The sequence below is a fragment of the Marinovum sedimenti genome, from assembly GCF_054052205.1.
The window spans coordinates 2324560-2346567 of sequence record NZ_CM133223.1 but is presented as its reverse complement, the minus strand read 5'-3'; the positions used below and the strand labels follow the sequence as shown (position 1 = coordinate 2346567).

Sequence of the window (22008 nt, the reverse complement as noted above, 5' to 3'; positions counted from 1 at the left end):
TTCGTGTCACATCTTATCCACAACGGCGCCGCCGATGGTATCAACTCCGCGTTCAGGCACCAGCATATCCGGCCCACGCGGGGCCATAACGGCGTAAGTGACTGAATTTGGCGGGCTTAACGTTCCGTCAATTGATCCATCGCCCGCACCAGTTCCGCCGAAATGCCCGGCTCTGACAGCGCGTGTCCGGCGTTGCGCACCATGCGAAGATCGGCGTTGGGCCAGCGTTGCGCCAGCTCCCAGGCGCGGCGCGGCGGGCAGATCATGTCATAGCGGCCCTGCACGATGACGCCGGGGATATGCGCGATCCGGTCCATCTGATCGAGGATCTGGCCGTCGTATTCCAGGAAGCCCGCATTGATGAAGTAGTGGTTTTCCAGCCGGGCAAAGGCGCGGGCGTATTCGCCGGGCGTGTCGCCGCCGTGGCCGGAAGAATAGACCGAGGCCAAGGCATTTTCCCATGCGGACCAAGCCTGGGCATAGCGGGTTTCCTCGGGAAGATTGCCGGAAAACAACCGCTTGTGGTAGGCGGTGATCATATCGTGGCGCTCGTCCTCGGGGATCAGATCGGCAAAGCGCGCCCAGGTTTCCGGCCAGAATTGCCCTGCGCCGCCGCCATAAAACCAGTCCAGCTCGGCTTGGGTCATCAGGAACACACCGCGCAGCACCAGCGCGCGCACGGCCTCGGGGTGGGCTTGGGCATAGATCAGCGACAGGGTCGCGCCCCAGCTGCCGCCGAACACAACCCAGCGGTCAATGTCGAAGGCGTCGCGGATCCGCTCGATATCGGCCACCAGATGCCAGGTGGTGTTGTGGTTCACGGTGGCATGGGGCCGCGACCGGCCACAACCGCGCTGATCAAACAGGATCACGCGGTAAACTTCGGGGTCGAAATAGCGCCGCATCGCCGGGCTACAGCCGCCACCGGGACCGCCATGCAAAACCACAACCGGCACGCCATCACGCTTGCCGGATTGCTCGACATAAATCTTGTGGCCGTCGCCAACATCAAGCACCCGTTGATCAAACGGATCGATCTGGGGATAGAGATATTGCACTGCGCGCTTTTGGCCTGAGAACTTGTCCATAATCATCCTATATGAGACCGAAGGACCGAATGACCATAGGGAGCGTGCCATGCAATCCGCCGAGACAACAGTAGACCCGTCGGAAATTTCGAAATTTGAGGCGATGGCCGCCGAATGGTGGGACCCGAACGGCAAGTTCAAGCCGTTGCATATGCTCAACCCCTGCCGGCTGGATTATATCACAAGCCAGATTGCGGCGGAGTTTGACCGCGATCTTTCGGTGGCGCGCCCGTTCGAGGGGCTGCGGCTGCTCGATATCGGCTGTGGTGGCGGGCTGTTGTGCGAACCGATGGCGCGGCTGGGGGCCACTGTGGTGGGCGCCGACGCGGCGGCGGGCAATATTCCGGTGGCGCAATTACATGCGCAGCAACAAGGACTTACGATTGATTATCGCCATGTCACCGCCGAGGCGATGGTGGAGCAGGGCGAACAATTCGACGTGGTGCTGAACATGGAAGTGGTCGAGCATGTGGCCGATCCGCTGGCCTATCTGACCGCCTGCCAGCGGCTGTTGAAGCCCGGCGGGCTTCAGGTTTGCTCGACACTGAACCGCAACCCGAAAAGCTTTGCGATGGCGATTGTTGGCGCGGAATGGGTGATGCGCTGGCTGCCCAAGGGCACGCATGACTGGTCGAAATTTATCACGCCGGATGAGCTGTTTGACCTGCTGACGCGCGCGGGGATGACGCCGGTGGATCGCAAGGGGTTTGTGTTCAATCCGATCGCCTGGACATGGTCGCTGTCCCCACGTGATCTGAGCGTGAATTATGTGACGACCAGCCTCAAACCAGAGTGACGGGGCAGGTCAGTCCTCTTTTTCCAGCTTCTGGCGCAGTTCGCGCAGGACAGGCAGGGTCGCGCGCACTTTGTCCTGCCCGAGTTCATCGACCAGATCGGTGATCAGCGGCGTGATCGCGTCAAGCGCGGCGTCGCGGGCCTGTACCCCGGCGGGCGAAATGGTGATGAGTTTTGAGCGCGCATCGTCCCAATCGGGGCGAATGTGGACGAATCCGGCGATCTCGAGCTTGTTCAGCGTGTTGGTCATCGCGCCACGGGTGACGTGAAAGCTGCGCGCCAATTGCGCAGGAGTGCGTTCCAGTTTGAAACGCGCGAGATGGTTGAGCACCGAAAAATGCGACAGTTCCATGCCTTTTGGCAGCATCCGGCTGAGCCGGTTGCGCAGCATTTGGTCGGCGGTGAACAGCTCTGAAAACAGCGCCACCGCAAGGCTATTAACTGTCTGATCGGCCATCACGGTCCCGTAAATTCGCGGTCATGGGTGAGCGAGGGCACCCGGTTGCGCGCTTTGTCCACCGCCTGTTCCGTGAGGTCAACAAAAAGCACGCCCGGCGTGTCATCCGCCTCGGCCACAACTGCACCCCAGGGGTCGATTGCGATGGAATGCCCGTATGTTGTGCGCGGTTTGCCACGGGTGGCGGCATGGCTGCCACACTGCGCCGCCGCGAGCACCCAAGCGCCGGATTCGATGGCACGGGCGCGCAACAGCGGCTCCCAATGGGCGGTGCCGGTGACGGGGGAAAAGGCGGCAGGGATCAGAATGACATTGGCCCCGGCGTGGGCCAGCGCGCGGTAGAGGTAGGGGAAGCGGATGTCGTAGCAGATGCTGAGGCCGAGGGTGGCGAACGGCGTTTGGGCGACAACCGCTTGGGTTCCGGGGCGATAGCCGGCGCTTTCGCGGTAGGTCTCGCTCTCGCTGACCTGCACGTCGAACATGTGGATCTTGTCATAGCGCGCGCGAATTTCGCCCGTGGGGTCAATCACGAACGAGCGGTTGGCGAAGCGCCCGTCTGCGTCGCCGGTTTTAAGCGCCAGCGAGCCGATAGACAGCCAGATGCCGTGTCTGGCCGCCTGATGGCGCAGCCCGGCCAGCGTTTGATCGTCGCCCTCGTGCTGCAACACTTCGGTCTGCCGGGTGCGGCTTCCCGACACGCAATTGGTGACCTCGGGGGTCAGCACAAAGCCCGCGCCGCCCGCCACCGCCTCTTCGATCATCGCCGAGGTGGTGGTGAGATTGGCGGCAGGGTCGTCAGACGACGACAGTTGCAGCAGCGCGGCGCGCATCACGCGGCGGTCAGCAGCGGATCAAGCTTGCCAGCGCGTTCAAGGGCATACAGCTCATCACAGCCGCCGACATGGATGTCGCCAATGAAGATCTGCGGCACGGTCCGGCCCCCCTCGGCGCGCTGGATCATCTCGGGCTTGCGCTCGGGGTTTTCCAGCACGTCGAATTCGGTGAACTCAACGCCCTTGGTTTTCAAAAGCCGTTTGGCAGCGTGACAAAAGCCGCAAAGCGGCGAGGTGTAGATTTCGACAGTTGGCATCTGATGTTCCTTTGGTCTCTTCCCTCCTATCTAGGTCTCTCTGGTCGCCCTGGCCAGTACGCCCGCGCATATCACCCCTGCGCCGCCATCGCGCAGCGCCTCGGCACAGGCCCCAAGCGTGGCACCGGTGGTCAAAACGTCATCGATCAACAGCACCGGCCGACCGGCGGCAATCCGGTGCCTGCGCCCAACGTGGATCTGGATCGCGCCGTCCAGGACCGCATGCCGCTGTGCTCGCGTCATGGTGCCAAGACTGCGGGTGCGGCGCACGCGTTTGAGCAGATCGGGGCAGTACGACAGCCCGAGATGCGCGGCCACCCCTTCGGCCAGCCGGGCGGATTGGTTGTACCGCCGCTGCATCATCCGCATCCAGTGCAGCGGCACCGGCACCACCAGCATATGCGGCTGCACCAAGGGCGCCACTTGCCGCGCCAGCCACCCCGCCCCGACGCGGGCAATATCGTGGCGGTCGCTGTGCTTCATCCCCAGCACCAGCCGCCGGGCATTATCGCGGTACAACAGCACCGTGCGCGCCCGATCCCACGCCGGAGGATGGGCAATACAGCCGTCGCACTGGGCAATTTCGCTGGGGTCATCGCCGGGCAAAGGCGTGCCGCAACTGTCACAGACCAGACCGCCGGAAAACGGCGTATCGCGCCAGCACGGGCCACACAGGCCGAAATCACTTTCGACCAACTCGCGGCACAAAAGGCATTGCGGCGGGTAAATCATCCGCAGAGCCGTTTGAACTATCTGCGCCATACGCCTATCTAGCCTCCATGCAGCCAAAATTGACCGATCCCGCGGCCCTCGCCCGCAACCGCAGCCGCGCCACACCCGAGGCGCTGTTCCTGTTCGAATCCGCGCGTGACGATCTTCAGGATCGCCTGTCGATGGTTAAGAGAAGCTTTACAGCGCCAGCAATTGTCACCGGGCACCCGGAAATTTGGCACAATACCCTGCCAAATGCCCGGATTGTTGCCGATACGGAAACGCTGGATTTGGAATCGCAGGCGCATGACCTTGTGCTTCACAGCCACGGGCTGCATTGGGCGAATGATCCGGTGGGCCAGCTGATCCAATGCCGCCGTGCGCTGCGGCCTGACGGTTTCTTCCTCGCCTCGCTGTTTGGCGGGCGCACCTTGCAAGAGCTGCGCGCCTGTCTGGCCACGGCGGAAACCGAAGTGACCGGCGGGCTGTCGCCGCGCATCGCGCCCATGGCCGAGATTCGCGACATGGGTGGGCTGCTGCAACGCGCGGGCTTTGCCCTGCCGGTGGCGGATGCTTTGCTGCTGGATGTGTCCTATGCCTCGGCGCTGCACCTGATGCGCGATCTGCGCGCGATGGGCGAGGGCAATGCGCTGGATGCGCGGCTGCGCAGGCCAACGCGGCGCGCGGTGCTGCTTCGCGCGGCAGAGATCTATGCCGAGGTGCACGGCCAGCCCGATGGCCGCATCCCGGCGACGTTTGAAATGCTGGTGCTGACCGGCTGGGCCCCCGACGAAAGCCAGCCCAAGGCGCTGCGGCCCGGGTCCGCCACGACACGGCTGGCCGATGCGCTGGACACCCGGGAAAACACGCTCAAAGATTGACCTATGGGCGGCAACGGTTATCTGTCGCCCAACCAAAACGCTTTGCGGAGACATCGATGCGCGACACCAGCCAGGCCACCTGCCCCGCCCATGCCCCGAAAGACCACCCCAAGGTTGCGGGGGAAAAGGTGGGCATCCTGCTGGCCAATCTGGGCACGCCGGACGCCACCGATTACTGGTCGATGCGGCGCTATCTAAGCGAATTCCTGTCGGACAAGCGGGTGATCGATTATCCGGCGTGGAAATGGCAGCCGCTGTTGCAGCTGATTATCCTAAGCAAGCGGCCCTTTACCTCGGGCGCGGCCTATCGGACGATCTGGAACAACGAGGCCAATGAAAGCCCGCTGGCGACGATCACCAAGGCGCAAACGGCGGCGATTGCCGATCAGATGGCGGCGGATTACGGCGACCGGGTGATGGTGGACTATTGCATGCGTTACGGCAATCCGTCGACGCAATCGAAGGTGCGCAAACTGGTCGCGGCGGGATGCACCAAGATCCTGTTTTTCCCGCTTTATCCGCAATATGCCGGGGCCACCTCGGCCACCGCCAACGATTCGTTTTTTACAGCGCTGATGCAGGAAAAGTGGCAGCCGACAGCGCGGGTTGTCGACCCGTATTTCAGCCATCCGGCCTATATCGATGCGCTGGCGCAATCGGTGGAACGCAAATACGCCGAGCTGTCCGAGCGGCCCGAGATCTTGATCTGTTCCTACCACGGGCTGCCCAAGCGATACCTGCTGGAGGGCGACCCCTATCATTGCCAGTGCCAGAAAACGACGCGGCTGCTTAAAGAGCGGCTGGGCTGGGCGGATACCGAGATCAAGACGACGTTCCAATCGCAGTTTGGCCCCGAAGTCTGGCTTCAGCCTTATACGGTGGAAGAGGTGGCGCGGCTGGCACGCGAAGACGGCAAGACCAACATCGCGGTGATTGCCCCGGCGTTTTCCGCCGATTGCATCGAAACGCTGGAAGAGATCAACGAAGAGATCAAGGAAAGCTTTGAAGAGGCCGGCGGCAAGAAATTTACCTATGTGCCCTGTCTCAACGACGATGCGGCGCATATTGCGGCGCTCAGCACGGTGATTTCCGAAAATCTTGGCGGCTGGCTGCGGTAAACGCTGGCTGAAGCAGTTCTGGGTTAACCACGACGTGGATTAACCTGGGGCTGAGTGAGCCAAGGGCAAAACCATACCCTGCAAATGAAAAAGCGGCACCAGAGGCGCCGCTTTTCCAGAAGTTCTTAAGCGCGACTTAGTTGTCGGCCGAAGCAACTGCGATAACCAGAGCAAGCAGGATCAGCGGGACAAGAATGCCAGCCGACGAAGATGCTTGTGCTGTTTCTTCAACGATCACCGGTGCTTCGATGATGACGTCGTCTTTTGCATACGAACCGGCGAACGCGGTCGAAGCTGCTGCGGACAGGGCCGCTGCGAGTGCGAGTTTCTTCATAACATATCCTCCAGATATTCACTTGCCGCACACACCATACCGGTTGCGGCAAGCACCCAAGACTTACCTCGTGGTTTTTTCTAAGCAGCTTCTCGGGGCGATTGCAAACCGATCTTTACGGTTCTGCCCCGCGCCGTGCCACTTTGTCGTCAAATTAGCAACACTTCTGTGCCCACACCCGCCCTACTGAAAAGCTCTGCAATGTGTTGGTTATAAAGGCCGATACAGCCATTCGAGGACCGGCGACCGATCTTGCGCGTGTCGTGGGTGCCGTGGATGCGGTAATAGGTCCAGCTGAGATACAATGCGTGCGTTCCCAAAGGATTGTCCGGGCCGGGGCCCACGTAGTCGGGCCACTCTGGGTTGCGCTTCTTCATCGACGGAGTCGGGCGCCATTCCGGGCCTTCCACCTTGCGCACGATCGAGGTGCGGCCGCGTTTTGTGAGATCTTCGGTCAGGGGCACCGATGTCGGATACAGCTTATAGGTGTTTCCGCCCGCCGACCAGAAATGCAGCGCGCGGCTGGTGATATCGACCAGAATCGCGCCGTTATCGAGGCTGCTGAAGTAGGGACGCCAATCCAGCGACCGGAAGCTTGAGATATTGCGCCGCACCGCGCCGGAAATATCCCGATCAAACTCGGTGCTATTGGCGTTTTGCGCCAGCGCCGGTGCGCCAATCAATGCGGCGGACCCGGCGAGAAAAGCCCTGCGGTTTACCATTTTTGCGTTAAATTTGGTCATAGCCCGCTCCTTGGGAACATATCTACAATCACATTTCTATTAGTGCCCGAATGCCTCAGTCGCAAATCAAACCGGCGCCAACTTGCGGATCGCCGCCGAGCTGGGTTTGAAACGCGCCTTCTTTCCGGCTAAGGCAGATTAAACCACATTTCGGATACCCTTGCCATGAATCGCCTCGCAGCCCTGCTTCTGCCGCTCGTCCTTGTCGTCGCTGCCTGTACGACCACGCCCACCGCGCCCCAGCTTGGGCCGGATGGAAAGCCGCTTCCCAAGGTCTATCGACTCAGTGCGAGCGATGAGGGAAAGGTGCAGTTCCGGATGCTCGACGCGGTCAATTCGCTGCGCCAAGCGCGTGGATTGCCTCAGGTTTCTTTGGATGCGCGGCTGAATGCGGCCGCCGCCACCCATGCGCGTGACATGGCGGTGCAGAACCGGCCGTGGCACTTTGGGTCTGACGGATCATCGCCGATCGACCGGGTGGCGCGGGTTGGCTATTCCGGGCGCATGCTGGGCGAGGCGATCTCGGAAACCTATGAGACCGAGCTTGAGACCCTTGCCGCATGGACCCAGGAGCCGGGCACCAGCGATGTGATTCTCTCGCCCGATGCGCGGGATATGGGCTTTGCCTATCATCAGGAATCGAACGGCAAGATTTGGTGGACGCTGGTTATGGGCGCGCCGGGTGCGCCGGGGTACCTGCCGTCGCAGATCAGCCGGTCCGCCGGGCAACCCATCGAAGAGATCGCCTCCGCCGCCATTGATCTGGCTGACGACGGCGCGACTCGATAAGGTTTTTTGCTAGGCTGCGGGCCGCGACCGGGTCAGCGACAGGAACACATCCTCAAGATCCGCCTCGCGGGTCTTTACGTCACGAATGCGAATGCCGGCGGTGCGCACCGCCTCGAGCACCGCTTCGGCGCTGGTTTCGCGGCTGCGGTACTGGATGACAATCGCATCCTTTTCACGACTGACCTCAAGCCCCGGTGCCTCGGGCAGTTGGCTCACCGGGCCGTCGGGGTGAATCACCATCGCGCGGGCGTCTAGACGCCCCAGCAGGTTGGCAGTCGAATCGCGGGCCACCACTTCGCCGTGGTTGACGATGCCGATTTCGTCACACATCTCCTCGGCCTCTTCGAGGTAATGCGTGGTCAGAATGATCGTCATTCCGCGTTCACGGTTGAGCTTGCGCACATTCTCCCACAGCATCTGCCGAATCTCGATATCAACCCCGGCGGTGGGCTCATCAAGCACAAGGATATGCGGGTGATGCACCAGCGCCTTGCCCAGCAGCAGCCGCCGCCGCATCCCGCCCGACAGCGTGCGCGCATAGGCGTTGGCCTTGTCGGTCAGCCCGACCATCTCGAGGATTTCATCGCTGCGGCGCTGGGATTTTGGCACGCCATACAGCCCGGCCTGCACCTCAAGCGCGGCGCGCGGGGCGAAAAACGGATCGAGGTTGAGCTCTTGCGGCATCACACCAATCGCCGCGCGCGATTGACGCGGGTTCACATCCTGGTCAAAGCCCCAAATCTTGACCGACCCGGCGGATTTGATCACCAAACCAGCGAGGATATTGATCAGCGTCGATTTTCCGGCACCGTTCGGCCCAAGCAGGCCAAACACCGACCCCTGCGGAATATCCAGATCGATGCCCTTGAGCGCATCCTTGGCGGGGGCATTTTTCTGCGCAGCATAGGTTTTCCGCAAACCGCGGATTTCGATGGCGGCCTGTGTCATGCCCGCTCCCCCTTATTCAACGTGTCCAGCCCAGATACCGCGCCTGACCTCCGGCGGAAACCGCGAAATCAGTCGCTCTTTTGTCGCTGCGCCAAGGCGCTCTCGATCCGCGCCGGCTTGGGGTTGTCGGCGTCGGGAAACTTTGGCCACCCTTCGCGCTGTTTGCCCCGGATGCCATCGGTGACTTCGGTCTGGTCGTGAAACAGCACCATCCGCGTTGGATAAGGCATGTCGACCCCGGCGGAATCGAGCGCATTGTAAACCTCGCGGATCACCCGCGCCCAGACGTGCACCACCTCGGCGCGCTCGGACTTCGTCCACCAGCGCAGGCGCACGGAATTGCCATCGGCATCCATCGACCAAGGCAGCGCCTCGGGGGCAGGATCGTTCAAAACGCCTTCAACCCCGGCACAGGTGTCTTCCATGATCTTGCAGGCGCTTGCGAAATCATCGGAACAGCCGATCTGGATGTCATACTGCGACCGGCGAGTGTCAAACGCGGTGTTGACCATCACCGCATCGGTGTAAATGTCGGCATTAGGAATCACCACGCGCCGGCCGTCATAGGTCTTGATCATCGTTGCACGGGTCTCGATCCGCTCAACCGTCCCTTCATACCCGCCCGAGACAATCTGATCGCCCACTTCAAACGGTTGCCGTAACAAGATCAGGATCCCCGCCAGCATGTTTTGCAGGATATCCTTGAAGGCAAAACCAATCGCAACCGAGGAAATCCCGAGCCCGGCAAACAAATCGCCCGGCGTGATCGATGGCGCGATAATAGTTATCGCCAGCATAAAGCCGACGATGATCAACGCCCAGCGCGCCAAGGCACCGCCCACGTCCCCCAGGCTGGGACGGTCCCGCTTGTGCGCCAAGCGCGAAATTAGCCGCCCGACGGCCCCGGCCACGAACCAAAACAGCAGCAAAACAATAATCGCGATGCCAATATTCGGCAGAATGGTAAAGAATCCGTCAACCCAAGCGTCAATCTTGTCAAATAGGTTGCCGACATCGGCGTCGACCTTATCCAGTCCGGTTTCTTCCGCTTCCATCCGCACATCTCCTTTGGCACCGCTACAACTTCGCACGAAATGGGGTAAAACCCCTAAAGGTCAAATCCATCGGGCCCCAGAAGGCCGGCGCCCCTTGTCCGTCTGCCCCGGATCGGTAAAATACCCGCGCAGCGCCCGATAGGCGTGGCCTTATTGCGCCCACAGGCGCACCCTTTCAGAGAGTCGGACCCATAATGCCAATCGCCCCGCCCGAAACGCATATCGTGACGAAAACCCGCATCGCCTGTGACGGCGGCGACGGCGCATTGGGGCACCCCCGCGTCTGGCTTCAGATCGCGCCGAAAACCGGCTGGGTCGAATGCCCGTATTGCGATGCGAAATACATCCACGAAGCCACGGCAGCGGCGGCACAAAAGTGACCCTGCGCCGGGCCTCTGCTGCGACACTTGCGCTTGTCATTCTGGCGGCGCTGGTCACGCGGATCTGGCTCAATATGGGTGCCAACAACCATAGCTTCCCCGAGGCGATCTGGGCGATCTATCGCTACTTCACCCTCTGGACAAACACGCTTGTCGCCGGTGTCGGCCTTGCGCTGCTGTTCGGGCGGCAGGTTGACCAACGGATCATCGCCGGCCTGCTGCTGGCCTTCACGGCGGTCGGCATCGTCTATCACGTGTTGCTTGCCTCCGAGAACGACTATTCCGGCGTCGATCTGCTGATTGATCAGGTGTTCCACACCATCGGCCCGATCTGGTTCGCCCTGCACTGGCTCGCGTTCGAGCCGAAATCCCGGCTGTCTTGGCGCGATTTGCCGCTGTGGCTGGCCTACCCGGCGATCTACTGCGCCGTCGCGCTCATCCGAGGCTCTTTCGAGAATCGCTACCCCTATTTCTTCCTCGACATCGGCACACTCGGCGCGCTCGGCACGCTCCTGTGGGTGTTGGCGATGCTGGCGGCCTTCGCCGTTGTTGGCGTGGTGATCCTGCTGGTCGCCCGCTTTTCTACACGCAGAGTCCGATTGGCCTAACCTAACCCCCCCTTCTTCTGTTCCTAAATACCTCGGGGGGTCTGGGGGGCTGGCCCCCCAGTCTGTCGACACGCGCAGGCGTGGCGAAAATCCCCTCTCTGACCCCACCTCACCCCAAACGACAACTGGCAACGTTTTGCGGAACATGGCAAACAGGCCATCGAACTCAAACGGCGGGAGACTCCGATGACGGCGCAATTTGGCAAAGGGTGTCATCTCCACCTGATCGACGGCTCGGCATTCATCTTTCGCGCGTATCACGCACTGCCGCCGCTGACGCGCAAATCCGACGGCCTGCCCATCGGGGCGGTCTCGGGCTTTTGCAACATGCTGCAAAAGTTCGTCGAAGATAACGCGGGCCCCGATGCGCCCACCCATGTCGCAGTGATCTTTGACAAAGGCAGCCACACCTTCCGCAACGACATGTACGACCTCTACAAGGCCAACCGCGAGGCGATGCCAGAAGACCTGCGCCCGCAAATCCCGCTCACCCGCCGCGCCACCGAAGCCTTCAACATCGCCTGCAAGGAAATCGAGGGTTTCGAGGCCGACGACATCATCGCCACCTTGGCCTGTCAGGCGCGTGAAGCAGGTGGCCGGGTGACGATTCTCAGCTCCGACAAGGACTTGATGCAACTGGTCGGGGACGGTGTCGATATGCTCGACCCGATGAAGAACAAACGCATCGACAGCGATGGCGTGATGGAGAAATTTGGCGTTGGCCCCGCGCGGGTGGTGGATGTGCAGGCTCTGGCCGGCGACAGCGTCGACAACGTGCCCGGCGCGCCCGGCATCGGCATCAAGACCGCCGCCCTGCTGATCAACGAATACGGCACGCTCGAAGAGCTTCTGGACCGGGCCGAAGAGATCAAACAGCCCAAACGCCGCCAAACCCTGATCGACCACCGCGCGCAGATCGAGCTGTCCAAACGCTTGGTGCAGCTTGATTGCGAAATGGATCTGCCGTTCACGCTCGACGATCTTGAGGTGCGCGACCCTGAGGCCGATGTGCTGTTGCCCTTCCTGACCGAGATGGAATTCCGCACCCTGACCAAGCGGATTGCCGACAAGCTTGGTGTTGATGCGCCCGCCGTGCCCGACACCACGCCCGAAGGGGCCAACCCGGTCGAAACCGCACAACTGCCGATCACCCCCGACGCCTATGAATGCGTCCGTGACGCCGCCGCGTTGCAGGTCTGGATCGACCGCATAAATGACCGCGGCTATGTGGCTGTCGACACCGAAACCACCGGCCTGAATGACATGCGGGCCGATCTGGTGGGGATTTCGCTGTGTGTCGAGGCCGGGCAGGCCTGTTACATCCCGCTTATTCACCGCGCCGCCGGCACCGATGATCTGTTTGGCTCCAACGATCTGGCCGAGGGGCAGATGGCGATGGACGCCTGCCTCGCCATGCTTAAACCCGTGCTGCAAGATCCCGCCGTGATCAAGATCGGCCAGAACATGAAGTACGACGCCAAGATTTTCTCGCGTTATGGCGTGGATGTGGCCCCGATCGACGACACCATGCTGATGTCGTATGCGATGAACGCGGGCCTGCACAATCACGGCATGGACACGCTGTCGGAACGCTATCTCAGCCACACCCCGATCCCGATCAAGTCGCTGCTCGGCACCGGCAAGAGCCAGATTACATTCGATAAAGTGCCGGTGGACGACGCGGTGAAATACGCCGCCGAGGATGCCGACATCACCCTGCGCCTGTGGCAGATGTTCAAGCCGCAACTGCACCGCACCGGCGTCACCCGCGTCTATGAACGGATGGAGCGGCCCCTCGTGCCGGTTCTGGCCGACATGGAGCGCCACGGCATCAAGGTCGACCGCGATACCCTGTCGCGCATGTCGAATGCGTTTTCGCAAAAGATGGCCGGGCTGGAGGATGAAATCTACGAACTGGCGGGGCGCAAGTTCAACGTCGGTTCGCCCAAACAGCTTGGCGAAATCCTGTTTGATGAAATGAGCCTTGAGGGCGGCAAAAAGGGCAAAACCGGTGCCTATGCCACCGGTGCCGATGTGCTCGCCGATCTGGCGACCGAACATGACCTGCCCGCGCGGGTGCTCGACTGGCGGCAGTTGTCGAAGCTGAAATCGACCTACACCGATGCGTTGCAAGAGCATATCCACCCCGAGACCGGCCGGGTACACACCTCCTACTCCATCGCCGGGGCCAACACCGGGCGTCTGGCCTCGACCGATCCAAACCTGCAAAACATCCCGATCCGCACCGAAGAGGGCCGCCGCATCCGCGAGGCCTTTGTCGCGGAGAAGGGCAACGTTCTGGTCTCGCTCGATTACTCCCAGATCGAGCTGCGCATTCTGGCGCATATCGCGGACATTCCGGCGCTGAAACAAGCCTTCCTCGAAGGCCAGGACATCCACGCCGCCACGGCATCCGAGATGTTTGGCGTGCCGCTAAATGAAATGACGCCGGATGTGCGCCGTCAGGCCAAGGCGATAAACTTTGGTGTCATCTACGGGATCTCCGGCTTTGGCCTTGCGCGCAACCTGCGCATTCCCCGCGCCGAGGCGCAGGGCTTTATCGACCGCTATTTCGAGCGTTTCCCCGGCATCAAGGAATACATGGATGCCACCGTCGCCTTTGCCAAAGAGCACAACCGGGTCGAAACCCTGTTTGGCCGCCTGATCCACACACCCGAGATCAACGCCAAGGGGCCGCACGCCGGTTTCGCCAAACGCGCCGCGATCAACGCGCCGATCCAAGGGACGGCGGCGGACATCATCCGCCGGGCGATGATCCGGATGCCGGATGCGATTGCCGGGATGCCTGCGAAGATGCTGCTACAGGTGCACGATGAACTGCTGTTCGAGGTCGAAGAGAGCGCGGCAGACGATCTGATCGCCGTGGCGCGCGACATCATGGAAGGCGCGGCGGACCCGGTGGTAAAGCTCGACGTGCCGTTGGTCGCGGACGCTGGGCAAGGCGCGAATTGGGCGGAGGCGCATTGAGGCGGGGGGGCTGACAGATCATCCATCCAGTCCAAGCCGATGCGGCCAGGGGAGTCTTAACTTGATAGATAACATGCTGATCGAGCAAGCACGCAAGGCTCTCTTAGCAAGAGCCAACGCGCTTGAGTCTCTGGAATTTGCAACCGTACTTCGAACAACCTTTTCCTATGAGGAAATCAAGAACAGCGACCCTAAGGATCGCTTGCGTGGATGGCTCGTCGTGGATGGAACGAAGGTAAATCGAGCGATATACCGCCTGTCAGTGGACACGCAGGCAGAAGCGAGTTCACTTCGCGCAGCTTTTGACCTTTTCGACCGCAAGAAGGTCAAGCTCACCCGAGATAACAAGGTCACGGATAGCACAGTTGTTTACGTCGGGAGTTCACGCAGCATTGCCTCCCTTCTTCGTCAACATCTGTTCCACGGCGCAGATCAGACCTATGCTCTGAAACTTGAAAAATGGTGTCCGACGGACGTGCACGCACTGAACATTGAAGTTCTGCCGCTCTCGGACGATGAAGATTTCGCGCTGGTCCAAGACATTGAGGACGCTCTGTGGAAATCGTCACGCCCAATTTTCGGAAAACTGGGGCCGAGGTAGCCTCCGACGGATGGACTTCCTCGACTCCGGTCCGAGACAATTTTAGGGCAATTCTGCCGACGGGATCACCGGGAAAAACACGCCGCCCGACCACAGCCCGAACCAGCGTTCGCCGCTCACCTCGTGATGCGCGCCGATTTCTACCAGGCGGTAAAAGCTTTTGCGGTCGATCAGCGCCTCTAGGTTGGCGCGCACCAGCACATAGGGCGAGGGTTCGCCAGTTTCGGCGTCGCGCTCTACCCGGATCGGCGCGTCCGGCCCCGCCACGGTGAAATCGCCGACGTTGGTTTCAAAACGCAACTCTTGCGCATGCCCCTCGCCCGACACCTCGAAATCCACCGCCACAAAGGGCGCGTCATCGACAACTATGCCGACCTTTTCCACCGGCGTGACAAGCACATAGCGGTCATCGTCCTTGCGCAAGATGGTCGAGAACAGCCGCACCAGCTCTTTGCGGCCAATCGGCGTGCCCATGTAAAACCACGTCCCGTCCCGCGCGATCCACATGTCGAGATCGCCGCAATCGGGCGGATTCCACAGGTGCACCGGGGGCAATCCTTTGCCCTTGTTTGCGGCCTTGGCCGAGGCGGCAAGCCCATCCGCCGTGGGGACCACGCGATTTTGTGACGTCATAGCTTTTGCCATTTCCTGTTTCAGCGATACACTCACAGGCAACAAGGTAGCGTGCAAGGAGCAGTTTTCATGAATGACGTCGATCTGGTCGCCGATATTGAGGCGCTGGAGGCAAAGCTTGCCCTTGCTCGCGCCTCGATCACCAAGCGTTTTATCGGCCAGGAGCGTGTGGTTGACCTTACGCTGTCGGCGCTGCTGTGTGGCGGTCATGCGCTGCTTATCGGTTTGCCCGGATTGGGAAAAACCCGGCTGGTGGAAACACTGAGCACGGTGATGGGCCTGCATGGCAACCGCATCCAGTTCACCCCCGATCTGATGCCTGCGGATATCCTTGGCTCCGAGGTTTTGGAGACCTCTGCGGATGGCTCAAGAGCGTTCAAATTCATCGAAGGCCCGGTGTTTTGCCAGCTTTTGATGGCGGATGAGATCAACCGCGCCTCGCCCCGAACGCAATCGGCGCTGCTTCAGGCGATGCAAGAGAAACAGGTGACGGTGGCGGGCGAAGACCGTGCATTGGACAACCCGTTCCACGTTCTGGCGACGCAAAACCCGATTGAGCAAGAGGGCACCTATCCGCTGCCCGAGGCCCAGCTTGACCGGTTTCTGGTGCAAATCGACGTGCTTTACCCCGACCGTGACACCGAGCGCGAGATCCTGCTCGCCACCACCGGGGCGTTTGAGGAAGAGGCGCATGAGGTCTTTACCGCCGCTGAGCTGGTGGCCGCGCAGACCCTGCTGCGGCGGATGCCGGTGGGCGAAAGCGTGGTCGAGATGATTCTCGATCTGGTGCGCGCCTTCCGCCCCGATGAGGCCGAGGCCAGCGACAGCGTGCGCGAAAATGTGGCATGGGGCCCGGGGCCGCGTGCGGCGCAGGCGCTGATGCTGACGGTGCGCGCCAAGGCGCTGATCGACGGGCGGCTGGCGCCCTCGGTCGAAGACGTGCTGGATATGGCGCGGCCGGTGTTGTCGCACCGCATGGCGCTTAATTTTGCGGCGCGGGCGCGGGGCATGTCACTGTCGGGGCTGATTGACGACACGGCGGCGGGCTTGATCCGGGCCGAGGCGGCTGCGTGAGCCAAACCCCCGCCCATCTGCGCGCAAGGTCTGAAACCGAGGCGGCGACGTTGCCGCCGCTGTTGGCGCGGGCCGAGCATTTGGCGGGCACGGTGCTGCTTGGCGAACACGGGCGCAGGCGCGCCGGGATGGGCGATGATTTCTGGCAATATCGCCCGGCCCAGCCCGGTGATCGGCGACGCAGCATTGATTGGCGCCGCTCCGCCCGGTCCGATGGCACCTATGTGCGCGAACGCGAATGGCAGATTGCGCAGAGCTTGATGCTTTGGGTCGATCAGGCGGCGTCGATGCGGTTTGCCTCGACCAAGGATCTGCCGGAAAAGGCCGACCGCGCGCGGCTTATTGCGATGGCCACCGCGATCCTGTTGATCCGGGGCGGCGAGCGTGTTGGCCTGACCGGTGGCACCCTGCCGCCGCGCCGGGGCGAGCCGCAATTGCTGCGACTGGCCGAGGCCTTTACCACCGACCAACCCGAAGACTATGCCACCCCCGAAGCGCGGCTGATGCTGCCACATGCGCGGGCGATTTTTGTGTCGGATTTCCTTGCGGACACCGCTCCGGTCGAAGCTGCGTTAACCAAAGCCGCAGATCGCGGCGTGCGTGGTGTTTTGTTGCAAGTGCTCGACCCCGCCGAAGAGGCCTTTCCCTTCCGGGGCCGCACCATTTTTGAGAGCGTCGGCAAGACCGTGCGCCACGAAACGCTCAAGGCTAATGAGCTGCGCGAGCGCTATCTGCTGCGGCTTGCCGAGCGCAAGGATTGGCTCACCCACATGTCGCGCGTCACTGGCTGGCAGTATCACACCCATCACACCAACCATTCGGCGCATGAGGCGCTCTTGACGCTGTACCGCGCGATGGAGGGGGTGCGATGACCCTGTTTGGTATAGGTTTTCTGTCGCCCTGGCTGCTCTTGGGGCTGGTCGCGCTGCCGATCCTCTGGATCATCTTGCGCGCGGTGCCACCCGCGCCGATCCGGCGGATGTTTCCCGCTGTGGTGCTGCTGCTTGGGCTGAAAGACGACGATCAGATCACCGATCGCACGCCGTGGTGGCTGTTGCTGCTGCGCATTCTGGCGGTGGCGGCGGTGATTATCGGGCTGGCGGGGCCGATCCTGAACCCGCGCGAAGACGGCGAACGCGGCACCGGCCCGTTGCTGATCGCGATGGATGCAAGCTGGGCCGGCGCGGGCGATTGGGCCTCGCAGCAAGAGGCGCTGGCGGCGCTGTTGCTTGAGGCGCAGCGCGATGGGCGCACCGTGGCAATGCTGCGGCTGACCGATCCTGAGCCGCTGCAATTTCAGGCGGCGGATGTTTGGCGCACCCGGCTGGCGGGCCTTGCGCCCGAACCTTGGCTGCCGGGCGATGCGCTGTACGCAGACGCCGCCGAAGCCCTGGGTGACGGCGATTTTGACACGCTGTGGCTCTCTGACGGCTTGGCGCATGACGGACGCGCCGATTTCCTTGCTGCGGCCGAGGCGCGCGGCACCGTGCGGGTGGTGCAATCTGCGCGACCGCTGATCGTGATGGCTCCGCCCCGGTTTGAGGACGGCGCGATTGTGCTAAAGCTCAAGCGGATCAACGCGGAAGGCCCGTATGAGGCGCAGATCGTCGCCCATGGGCGCGATCCTTCGGGCACCGCCACTGTCTTGGCACGAGTCAGCGCAAGCTTTGCCCCCGGCGAGACCGAGGCCGAAGTGGCGCTGTCTTTGCCCGCCGAATTGCGCGGACGGATCACCCGGTTTGAGGTTGAAGGCCAGCGTACGGCGGGCGCGGTTGTGCTGTCGGACGATTCGCTGCGGCGGCGCGAGGTGGCGCTGATTGCCGGGCGCGAAGACCGCGAAGGGCTGGAACTGCTGTCGCCGCTGCACTTCCTGGAAAAGGCGCTGGAGCCGAACGCCGACCTGTTGCAAGGCGCGTTGAGCGACATCCTGCCCGCGAATCCCGATGTGGTGGTGCTGGCCGATGTGGCGACGCTGGCCCCGGCTGAGGAAGCGGCACTGCTCGCTTGGGTTGGCAAAGGCGGGCTGCTTTTGCGCTTTGCCGGGCCGCGCCTTGCCGCCTCGGATGTGAGCCGCGCCGAGGAACATCCGCTGATGCCGGTGCGCCTGCGCGCGGGGGGCCGGACGGTGGGCGGCGCGATGTCATGGGGCGAACCCAAAGCGCTTGCCCCCTTTGCCGAGGACAGCCCCTTTGCCGGGCTGCCGGTGCCGGATGACGTGCGGATCAGCGCGCAGGTCATGGCGCAACCTGACCCAACGCTGGCCGACCGGGTGATTGCGCAACTGGCCGATGGCACGCCACTGGTGACGCGCAAACGGATCGAACAGGGGCAGGTGGTGCTGGTGCATGTGACGGCCAATGCCGAATGGTCGACGCTGCCGTTGTCGGGGCTTTTTGTACAGATGCTCGACCGGCTGGCGGTGTCGTCGTCGGCCACTGCACCCGACGCCGAGAGCCTTGATGGCACCACCTGGGAGCCGCTGCAGGTGATGGACGCCTTCGGTGCGCTCTCCGATGCGGGCACCCGGCCCGGTGTCACTGGCCCCGATCTCGCGACTGCGCCGCTCGGCCCCGATCTGCGGCCAGGTCTCTATCAAAGCGAAGACCGGCGATTGGCGCGCAATGTGATCACCGCCGAGACCCTTTTGGCCGCCGCAGACTGGCCCGCGCGCATTCCGGTTGAGGGCCTGAGCCGTCCGCAGGAGATGCCGCTGGCGGGCCTCTTGCTCAGCCTCGCGCTGGCGCTTTTGGCGGTGGATGTGGTGGCCTCGCTGGCGCTTGCTGGGCGGCTGACCGGCGGGGTGCGCGGGACGGCGGCGGTGCTTTTGGCGCTGATGCTGCTGCCAGATCTGGCGCGGGCGCAGGAACAGCAGCAAGGCAGCGATGAATTTGCGCTTGCGATGACCTCTGAGGTGGTTTTGGCGCATGTGATCACCGGCGATTCAAAGGTTGACCAAATGGCGCAGGCCGGGCTGCGTGGCCTCAGCGAAACGCTGTTTTTCCGCACGTCGATCGAACCCGCCGATCCGGTGGGTGTCGATCTTGAACGCGATGAACTGGCGTTCTTTCCGTTTCTCTATTGGCCGATTTCGGCGGAGCAGCCGATCCCGTCGAACGAGGCCTATACCAAGCTGAACGATTATCTGCGCTCGGGCGGGATGATCCTGTTTGACACCCGCGACGCCGATATTGCCAGCTTTGGCGCGGCCTCACCGAATGGCCAAAGGCTGCAACGGCTGGCCGCGCCGCTGGATATTCCGCCGCTCGAGCCGGTGCCCGCCGACCACGTTCTGACCCGGACCTTCTATCTGCTGCAGGATTTTCCCGGCCGGCATGCCGCCCGCGATGTTTGGGTTGAGGCCGCGCCGCCGGACGCTGAACAGATCGAAGGCATGCCGTTTCGCAACCTTAACGACGGGGTGACGCCGGTGGTGATTGGCGGCAACGATTGGGCCGCGGCCTGGGCGATGGATGAGACCGGCAACCCGATCTATCCGGTCGGGCGCGGCTATGCTGGCGAGCGTCAGCGCGAGCTGGCCTATCGCTTTGGCGTCAACCTGATCATGCATGTGCTGACCGGGAATTATAAATCAGATCAGGTCCATGTGCCTGCTTTGCTCGACAGGTTGGGCCAATGAACGGAACCCTCATCTTTGACCCGATGCTGCCCTGGCCGGTGTTGGGCGCGGTCGGCCTTTTGGTGCTGTTTGCCGCCGGGCTGGCGCTGTGGCGCGGGCTGTCGGGCTGGGGCTTGCGGCTCATGGGCGGGCTTGTCGTGCTCGCCGCCTTGGCGCAACCGGCCTATCAGGAAGAAGACCGCGCGCCGCTGACCGATATCGTGATGCTGGTCGAGGACAAGAGCGCCTCGCAAGCGTTGGATGACCGCGCCGAGATGACGGCCACTGCCGCTGATACGCTCGAGGCGCAGCTTAACGCGCGCGAGAATACCGAAGTGCGGCGCGTCACGGTGGGTGATGGCGAGGGCGATCTGGGCACGCAGTTGATGACCGCGCTGAACACCGCGATGGCCGAAGAGCCGCGCGCACGGATTGCCGGGGTGATCGCGCTGTCGGATGGCCGGGTGCATGACATGGCGCGCGCGCCGCAATTGCCCGCGCCGATGCACCTGTTGATGACCGGGCACGACGCGGATTGGGACCGGCGGTTGATCGTGTCGAACGCGCCTGCCTTTGCGATTTTGGGCGAGCCTGTGACGCTGACCCTGCGGGTCGAAGACAGCGGGGCCGCGCCGGGGGCTACGCAAACGCCGCTTTTGGTGTCGATTGATGGCGGCGAGGCGACGGAATTCAACGTGCCTTTGGGTGAGGATATCGAGATTCCCGTCACCCTGCCCCACGGCGGGCGCAACGTGCTGCAATTCACTGTGCCAGAGGCGGACGGCGAGCTGACCGAACGCAACAACACCGCGCTGATCCAGATCAACGGCGTGCGCGACCGGCTGCGGGTGCTGCTGGTCTCGGGCGAACCGCATCCCGGTGGGCGGACCTGGCGCAACCTGTTGAAATCGGATTCCTCGGTGGATCTGGTGCATTTCACCATCCTGCGCCCGCCTGAAAAGCAAGACGGCGTGCCGGTGCGGGAACTGTCGCTGATTGCCTTTCCGACGCGCGAGTTGTTCCTTGAAAAGATTGATGATTTCGACCTGATCATCTTTGACCGCTACAAGAGGCGCGGCATTCTGCCGGCGATCTACCTCGAAAACGTGGCGCAATATGTCGAAAAGGGCGGTGCGGTTCTGATTGCCTCTGGCCCGGATTTTGCCAGCGCAGATTCGCTCTATCGCTCGCCGTTGTCGGCGGTGGTCCCGGCTGCGCCGACCGCGCGGGTGATTGAGCAAGGCTATGCGCCGAAAGTCACAGATCAGGGCGAGCGCCATCCGGTGACGGTGGGGCTTGGCGATCCCGAAACTTGGGGCCGGTGGCTGCGCCAGATCGAAGTCACGCCGGAGCGCGGCGATGTGCTGATGTCGGGCGTCGATGACAAGCCGCTGTTGATTCTGGATCGGGTGGGTGAAGGCCGGGTGGCGCTTCTGGCGTCGGATCATGCCTGGCTTTGGTCGCGCGGGTTTGAGGGCGGCGGGCCGCAGCTTGAGCTGCTGCGGCGGCTGGCGCATTGGATGATGAAAGAGCCAGAGCTTGAGGAAGAAACGCTGTACGCCGAGGCGACCGGGCAGACCATGCGGATTATTCGCCGAACCTTGGACGAGGCGGCGGGACCGGTGACGGTGATCGCGCCCGATGGCAGCGAAACGGTGCTGGAGCTGGAAGAGGTCAGCCCCGGACGGTTTGAGGCGGTGTTTGAAGGGCCGGAAATTGGGCTTTACCGGCTGCGCGATGGCGATCTGGAAAGCGTGATCGGGCTGGGACCGGCGGCACCGAAGGAGTTTGAGGAAACGATTGCCACGGCTTCGGTGCTGGAACCGCTGATCGATACGATGCGCGGCGGGGTGTTGCGGCTCGACGACGGTTTGCCGCGTATTCGCAATGTGCGCGAAGGGCGGCCTGCTGCCGGGCGTGGCTGGATCGGGCTGACGCCGCGCGGGGCGTTTGAAACGCGGGATGTGACGCAGGTGCCCCTGTTGCCGGCTTGGCTGGTGTTGTTGTTGGCGTCGGCGCTAATTGTCGGGGCATGGCTGCGCGAGGGGCGGAGTTAAGGAAAAGGGGGCTCTGCCGTCGCCATTGGCCCTCGGACCAAT

General features: G+C 62.5%; 22 protein-coding genes. 12 read left to right on the top strand and 10 right to left on the bottom strand.

Annotated elements, in window-relative coordinates:
* Positions 1–116 precede the first annotated feature (116 nt).
* Complete coding sequence (gene pip, locus ACW9UO_RS11315; RefSeq protein ID WP_457085911.1) at positions 117–1088, bottom strand: prolyl aminopeptidase; 972 nt, start codon at positions 1086–1088, stop codon at positions 117–119.
* 49 nt (positions 1089–1137) lie between these two features.
* On the opposite strand from pip, the gene ubiG reads away from it, so the two are divergent.
* Positions 1138–1884, top strand: a complete 747-nt coding sequence (gene ubiG, locus ACW9UO_RS11310) for a bifunctional 2-polyprenyl-6-hydroxyphenol methylase/3-demethylubiquinol 3-O-methyltransferase UbiG (RefSeq protein WP_457085910.1) — start codon at positions 1138–1140, stop codon at positions 1882–1884.
* A 9-nt stretch (positions 1885–1893) separates the two neighbouring features.
* Here the strand turns inward: ubiG and ACW9UO_RS11305 are convergent, their stop codons facing one another.
* From ACW9UO_RS11305 to ACW9UO_RS11290, 4 genes are read right to left on the bottom strand one after another with little or no spacing between them, the layout of a single operon-like run.
* Entirely contained in the window at positions 1894–2340 is a 447-nt protein-coding gene (locus ACW9UO_RS11305) for a MarR family winged helix-turn-helix transcriptional regulator (RefSeq protein WP_457085909.1), read from the bottom strand.
* Complete coding sequence (locus ACW9UO_RS11300) at positions 2340–3170, bottom strand: carbon-nitrogen hydrolase family protein (RefSeq protein WP_457085908.1); 831 nt, start codon at positions 3168–3170, stop codon at positions 2340–2342. Before ACW9UO_RS11300 ends, ACW9UO_RS11305 begins: the two co-directional genes overlap by 1 nt.
* Positions 3170–3430 carry a glutaredoxin 3 gene (gene grxC / locus ACW9UO_RS11295; RefSeq protein WP_457085907.1) on the bottom strand — a complete coding sequence of 87 codons (261 nt, stop codon included), beginning with the start codon at positions 3428–3430 and terminating at the stop codon, positions 3170–3172. Before grxC ends, ACW9UO_RS11300 begins: the two co-directional genes overlap by 1 nt.
* Positions 3431–3460: 30 nt before the next feature.
* Positions 3461–4192, bottom strand: coding sequence for a ComF family protein (locus tag ACW9UO_RS11290; RefSeq protein WP_457085906.1), 732 nt, complete (start codon positions 4190–4192; stop codon positions 3461–3463).
* A gap of 17 nt (positions 4193–4209) precedes the next feature.
* Between ACW9UO_RS11290 and ACW9UO_RS11285 the strand changes: the two genes are divergently transcribed.
* Together ACW9UO_RS11285 and hemH are read left to right on the top strand one after the other, a co-directional pair.
* Positions 4210–5022: a methyltransferase domain-containing protein gene (locus ACW9UO_RS11285; protein WP_457085905.1), complete on the top strand. Its 813-nt coding sequence runs from the start codon at positions 4210–4212 to the stop codon at positions 5020–5022.
* Positions 5023–5078: 56 nt separating this feature from the next.
* Positions 5079–6140, top strand: a complete 1062-nt coding sequence (gene hemH / locus ACW9UO_RS11280) for a ferrochelatase (protein ID WP_457085904.1) — start codon at positions 5079–5081, stop codon at positions 6138–6140.
* Positions 6141–6276: 136 nt separating this feature from the next.
* On the opposite strand, the gene ACW9UO_RS11275 is transcribed toward hemH, so the two are convergent.
* Positions 6277–6474: a ferrochelatase gene (locus ACW9UO_RS11275; protein ID WP_457085903.1), complete on the bottom strand. Its 198-nt coding sequence runs from the start codon at positions 6472–6474 to the stop codon at positions 6277–6279.
* Positions 6475–6623: 149 nt separating this feature from the next.
* A complete protein-coding gene (locus tag ACW9UO_RS11270; RefSeq protein WP_457085902.1) occupies positions 6624–7217 on the bottom strand; it encodes a L,D-transpeptidase in 594 nt (197 codons plus the stop codon).
* 165 nt (positions 7218–7382) lie between these two features.
* On the opposite strand from ACW9UO_RS11270, the gene dalA reads away from it, so the two are divergent.
* On the top strand, positions 7383–8006 hold the full coding sequence (dalA, locus tag ACW9UO_RS11265; protein ID WP_457085901.1) for a divisome-associated lipoprotein DalA: 624 nt from the start codon (positions 7383–7385) through the stop codon (positions 8004–8006).
* A 9-nt stretch (positions 8007–8015) separates the two neighbouring features.
* Here dalA and ACW9UO_RS11260 read toward each other — a convergent pair whose 3' ends face one another.
* Together ACW9UO_RS11260 and ACW9UO_RS11255 are read right to left on the bottom strand one after the other, a co-directional pair.
* A complete protein-coding gene (locus tag ACW9UO_RS11260) occupies positions 8016–8954 on the bottom strand; it encodes an ABC transporter ATP-binding protein (protein ID WP_457085900.1) in 939 nt (312 codons plus the stop codon).
* Positions 8955–9022: 68 nt separating this feature from the next.
* Positions 9023–10009 carry a mechanosensitive ion channel family protein gene (locus ACW9UO_RS11255; protein ID WP_457085899.1) on the bottom strand — a complete coding sequence of 329 codons (987 nt, stop codon included), beginning with the start codon at positions 10007–10009 and terminating at the stop codon, positions 9023–9025.
* Positions 10010–10203: 194 nt separating this feature from the next.
* Between ACW9UO_RS11255 and ACW9UO_RS11250 the strand changes: the two genes are divergently transcribed.
* From ACW9UO_RS11250 to ACW9UO_RS11235, 4 genes are all read left to right on the top strand, one after another.
* Positions 10204–10389 (top strand): zinc-finger domain-containing protein, encoded by a 186-nt coding sequence (locus tag ACW9UO_RS11250; protein ID WP_457085898.1) that lies wholly within the window; start codon positions 10204–10206, stop codon positions 10387–10389.
* Positions 10386–10997 carry a Pr6Pr family membrane protein gene (locus ACW9UO_RS11245; RefSeq protein ID WP_457085897.1) on the top strand — a complete coding sequence of 204 codons (612 nt, stop codon included), beginning with the start codon at positions 10386–10388 and terminating at the stop codon, positions 10995–10997. Before ACW9UO_RS11250 ends, ACW9UO_RS11245 begins: the two co-directional genes overlap by 4 nt.
* Positions 10998–11183: 186 nt before the next feature.
* The gene (gene polA / locus ACW9UO_RS11240) at positions 11184–13985 is read left to right on the top strand and encodes a DNA polymerase I (RefSeq protein WP_457085896.1); all 2802 of its coding nucleotides are present in this window, start codon (positions 11184–11186) and stop codon (positions 13983–13985) included.
* Positions 13986–14058: 73 nt separating this feature from the next.
* A complete protein-coding gene (locus ACW9UO_RS11235; RefSeq protein ID WP_457085895.1) occupies positions 14059–14586 on the top strand; it encodes a hypothetical protein in 528 nt (175 codons plus the stop codon).
* Between the two features lie 42 nt (positions 14587–14628).
* Here the strand turns inward: ACW9UO_RS11235 and ACW9UO_RS11230 are convergent, their stop codons facing one another.
* Complete coding sequence (locus ACW9UO_RS11230; RefSeq protein WP_457085894.1) at positions 14629–15219, bottom strand: DUF1285 domain-containing protein; 591 nt, start codon at positions 15217–15219, stop codon at positions 14629–14631.
* Positions 15220–15288: 69 nt separating this feature from the next.
* On the opposite strand from ACW9UO_RS11230, the gene ACW9UO_RS11225 reads away from it, so the two are divergent.
* From ACW9UO_RS11225 to ACW9UO_RS11210, 4 genes are read left to right on the top strand one after another with little or no spacing between them, the layout of a single operon-like run.
* A complete protein-coding gene (locus tag ACW9UO_RS11225; RefSeq protein WP_457085893.1) occupies positions 15289–16293 on the top strand; it encodes an AAA family ATPase in 1005 nt (334 codons plus the stop codon).
* Positions 16290–17165, top strand: coding sequence for a DUF58 domain-containing protein (locus ACW9UO_RS11220; RefSeq protein WP_457085892.1), 876 nt, complete (start codon positions 16290–16292; stop codon positions 17163–17165). The genes ACW9UO_RS11225 and ACW9UO_RS11220 overlap by 4 nt, the downstream gene beginning before the upstream one ends.
* Complete coding sequence (locus ACW9UO_RS11215) at positions 17162–19930, top strand: DUF4159 domain-containing protein (protein WP_457085891.1); 2769 nt, start codon at positions 17162–17164, stop codon at positions 19928–19930. Before ACW9UO_RS11220 ends, ACW9UO_RS11215 begins: the two co-directional genes overlap by 4 nt.
* A complete protein-coding gene (locus ACW9UO_RS11210) occupies positions 19927–21966 on the top strand; it encodes a hypothetical protein (protein ID WP_457085890.1) in 2040 nt (679 codons plus the stop codon). Before ACW9UO_RS11215 ends, ACW9UO_RS11210 begins: the two co-directional genes overlap by 4 nt.
* Positions 21967–22008: the final 42 nt, after the last annotated feature.

What these genes read in the sequence shown, in the direction of transcription:
- ubiG (WP_457085910.1), top strand. Translation starts at nt 1,138, where the DNA reads ATGCAATCCGCCGAGACAACAGTAGACCCGTCGGAAATTTCGAAATTT.
- ACW9UO_RS11290 (WP_457085906.1), bottom strand. Translation starts at nt 4,192, where the DNA reads ATGGCGCAGATAGTTCAAACGGCTCTGCGGATGATTTACCCGCCGCAA.
- ACW9UO_RS11285 (WP_457085905.1), top strand. Translation starts at nt 4,210, where the DNA reads ATGCAGCCAAAATTGACCGATCCCGCGGCCCTCGCCCGCAACCGCAGC.
- ACW9UO_RS11300 (WP_457085908.1), bottom strand. Translation starts at nt 3,170, where the DNA reads ATGCGCGCCGCGCTGCTGCAACTGTCGTCGTCTGACGACCCTGCCGCC.
- ACW9UO_RS11250 (WP_457085898.1), top strand. Translation starts at nt 10,204, where the DNA reads ATGCCAATCGCCCCGCCCGAAACGCATATCGTGACGAAAACCCGCATC.
- ACW9UO_RS11230 (WP_457085894.1), bottom strand. Translation starts at nt 15,219, where the DNA reads ATGACGTCACAAAATCGCGTGGTCCCCACGGCGGATGGGCTTGCCGCC.
- pip (WP_457085911.1), bottom strand. Translation starts at nt 1,088, where the DNA reads ATGGACAAGTTCTCAGGCCAAAAGCGCGCAGTGCAATATCTCTATCCC.
- polA (WP_457085896.1), top strand. Translation starts at nt 11,184, where the DNA reads ATGACGGCGCAATTTGGCAAAGGGTGTCATCTCCACCTGATCGACGGC.
- ACW9UO_RS11235 (WP_457085895.1), top strand. Translation starts at nt 14,059, where the DNA reads ATGCTGATCGAGCAAGCACGCAAGGCTCTCTTAGCAAGAGCCAACGCG.
- ACW9UO_RS11255 (WP_457085899.1), bottom strand. Translation starts at nt 10,009, where the DNA reads ATGGAAGCGGAAGAAACCGGACTGGATAAGGTCGACGCCGATGTCGGC.
- grxC (WP_457085907.1), bottom strand. Translation starts at nt 3,430, where the DNA reads ATGCCAACTGTCGAAATCTACACCTCGCCGCTTTGCGGCTTTTGTCAC.
- dalA (WP_457085901.1), top strand. Translation starts at nt 7,383, where the DNA reads ATGAATCGCCTCGCAGCCCTGCTTCTGCCGCTCGTCCTTGTCGTCGCT.
- ACW9UO_RS11215 (WP_457085891.1), top strand. Translation starts at nt 17,162, where the DNA reads ATGACCCTGTTTGGTATAGGTTTTCTGTCGCCCTGGCTGCTCTTGGGG.
- ACW9UO_RS11305 (WP_457085909.1), bottom strand. Translation starts at nt 2,340, where the DNA reads ATGGCCGATCAGACAGTTAATAGCCTTGCGGTGGCGCTGTTTTCAGAG.
- ACW9UO_RS11210 (WP_457085890.1), top strand. Translation starts at nt 19,927, where the DNA reads ATGAACGGAACCCTCATCTTTGACCCGATGCTGCCCTGGCCGGTGTTG.
- ACW9UO_RS11270 (WP_457085902.1), bottom strand. Translation starts at nt 7,217, where the DNA reads ATGACCAAATTTAACGCAAAAATGGTAAACCGCAGGGCTTTTCTCGCC.
- hemH (WP_457085904.1), top strand. Translation starts at nt 5,079, where the DNA reads ATGCGCGACACCAGCCAGGCCACCTGCCCCGCCCATGCCCCGAAAGAC.
- ACW9UO_RS11275 (WP_457085903.1), bottom strand. Translation starts at nt 6,474, where the DNA reads ATGAAGAAACTCGCACTCGCAGCGGCCCTGTCCGCAGCAGCTTCGACC.
- ACW9UO_RS11225 (WP_457085893.1), top strand. Translation starts at nt 15,289, where the DNA reads ATGAATGACGTCGATCTGGTCGCCGATATTGAGGCGCTGGAGGCAAAG.
- ACW9UO_RS11260 (WP_457085900.1), bottom strand. Translation starts at nt 8,954, where the DNA reads ATGACACAGGCCGCCATCGAAATCCGCGGTTTGCGGAAAACCTATGCT.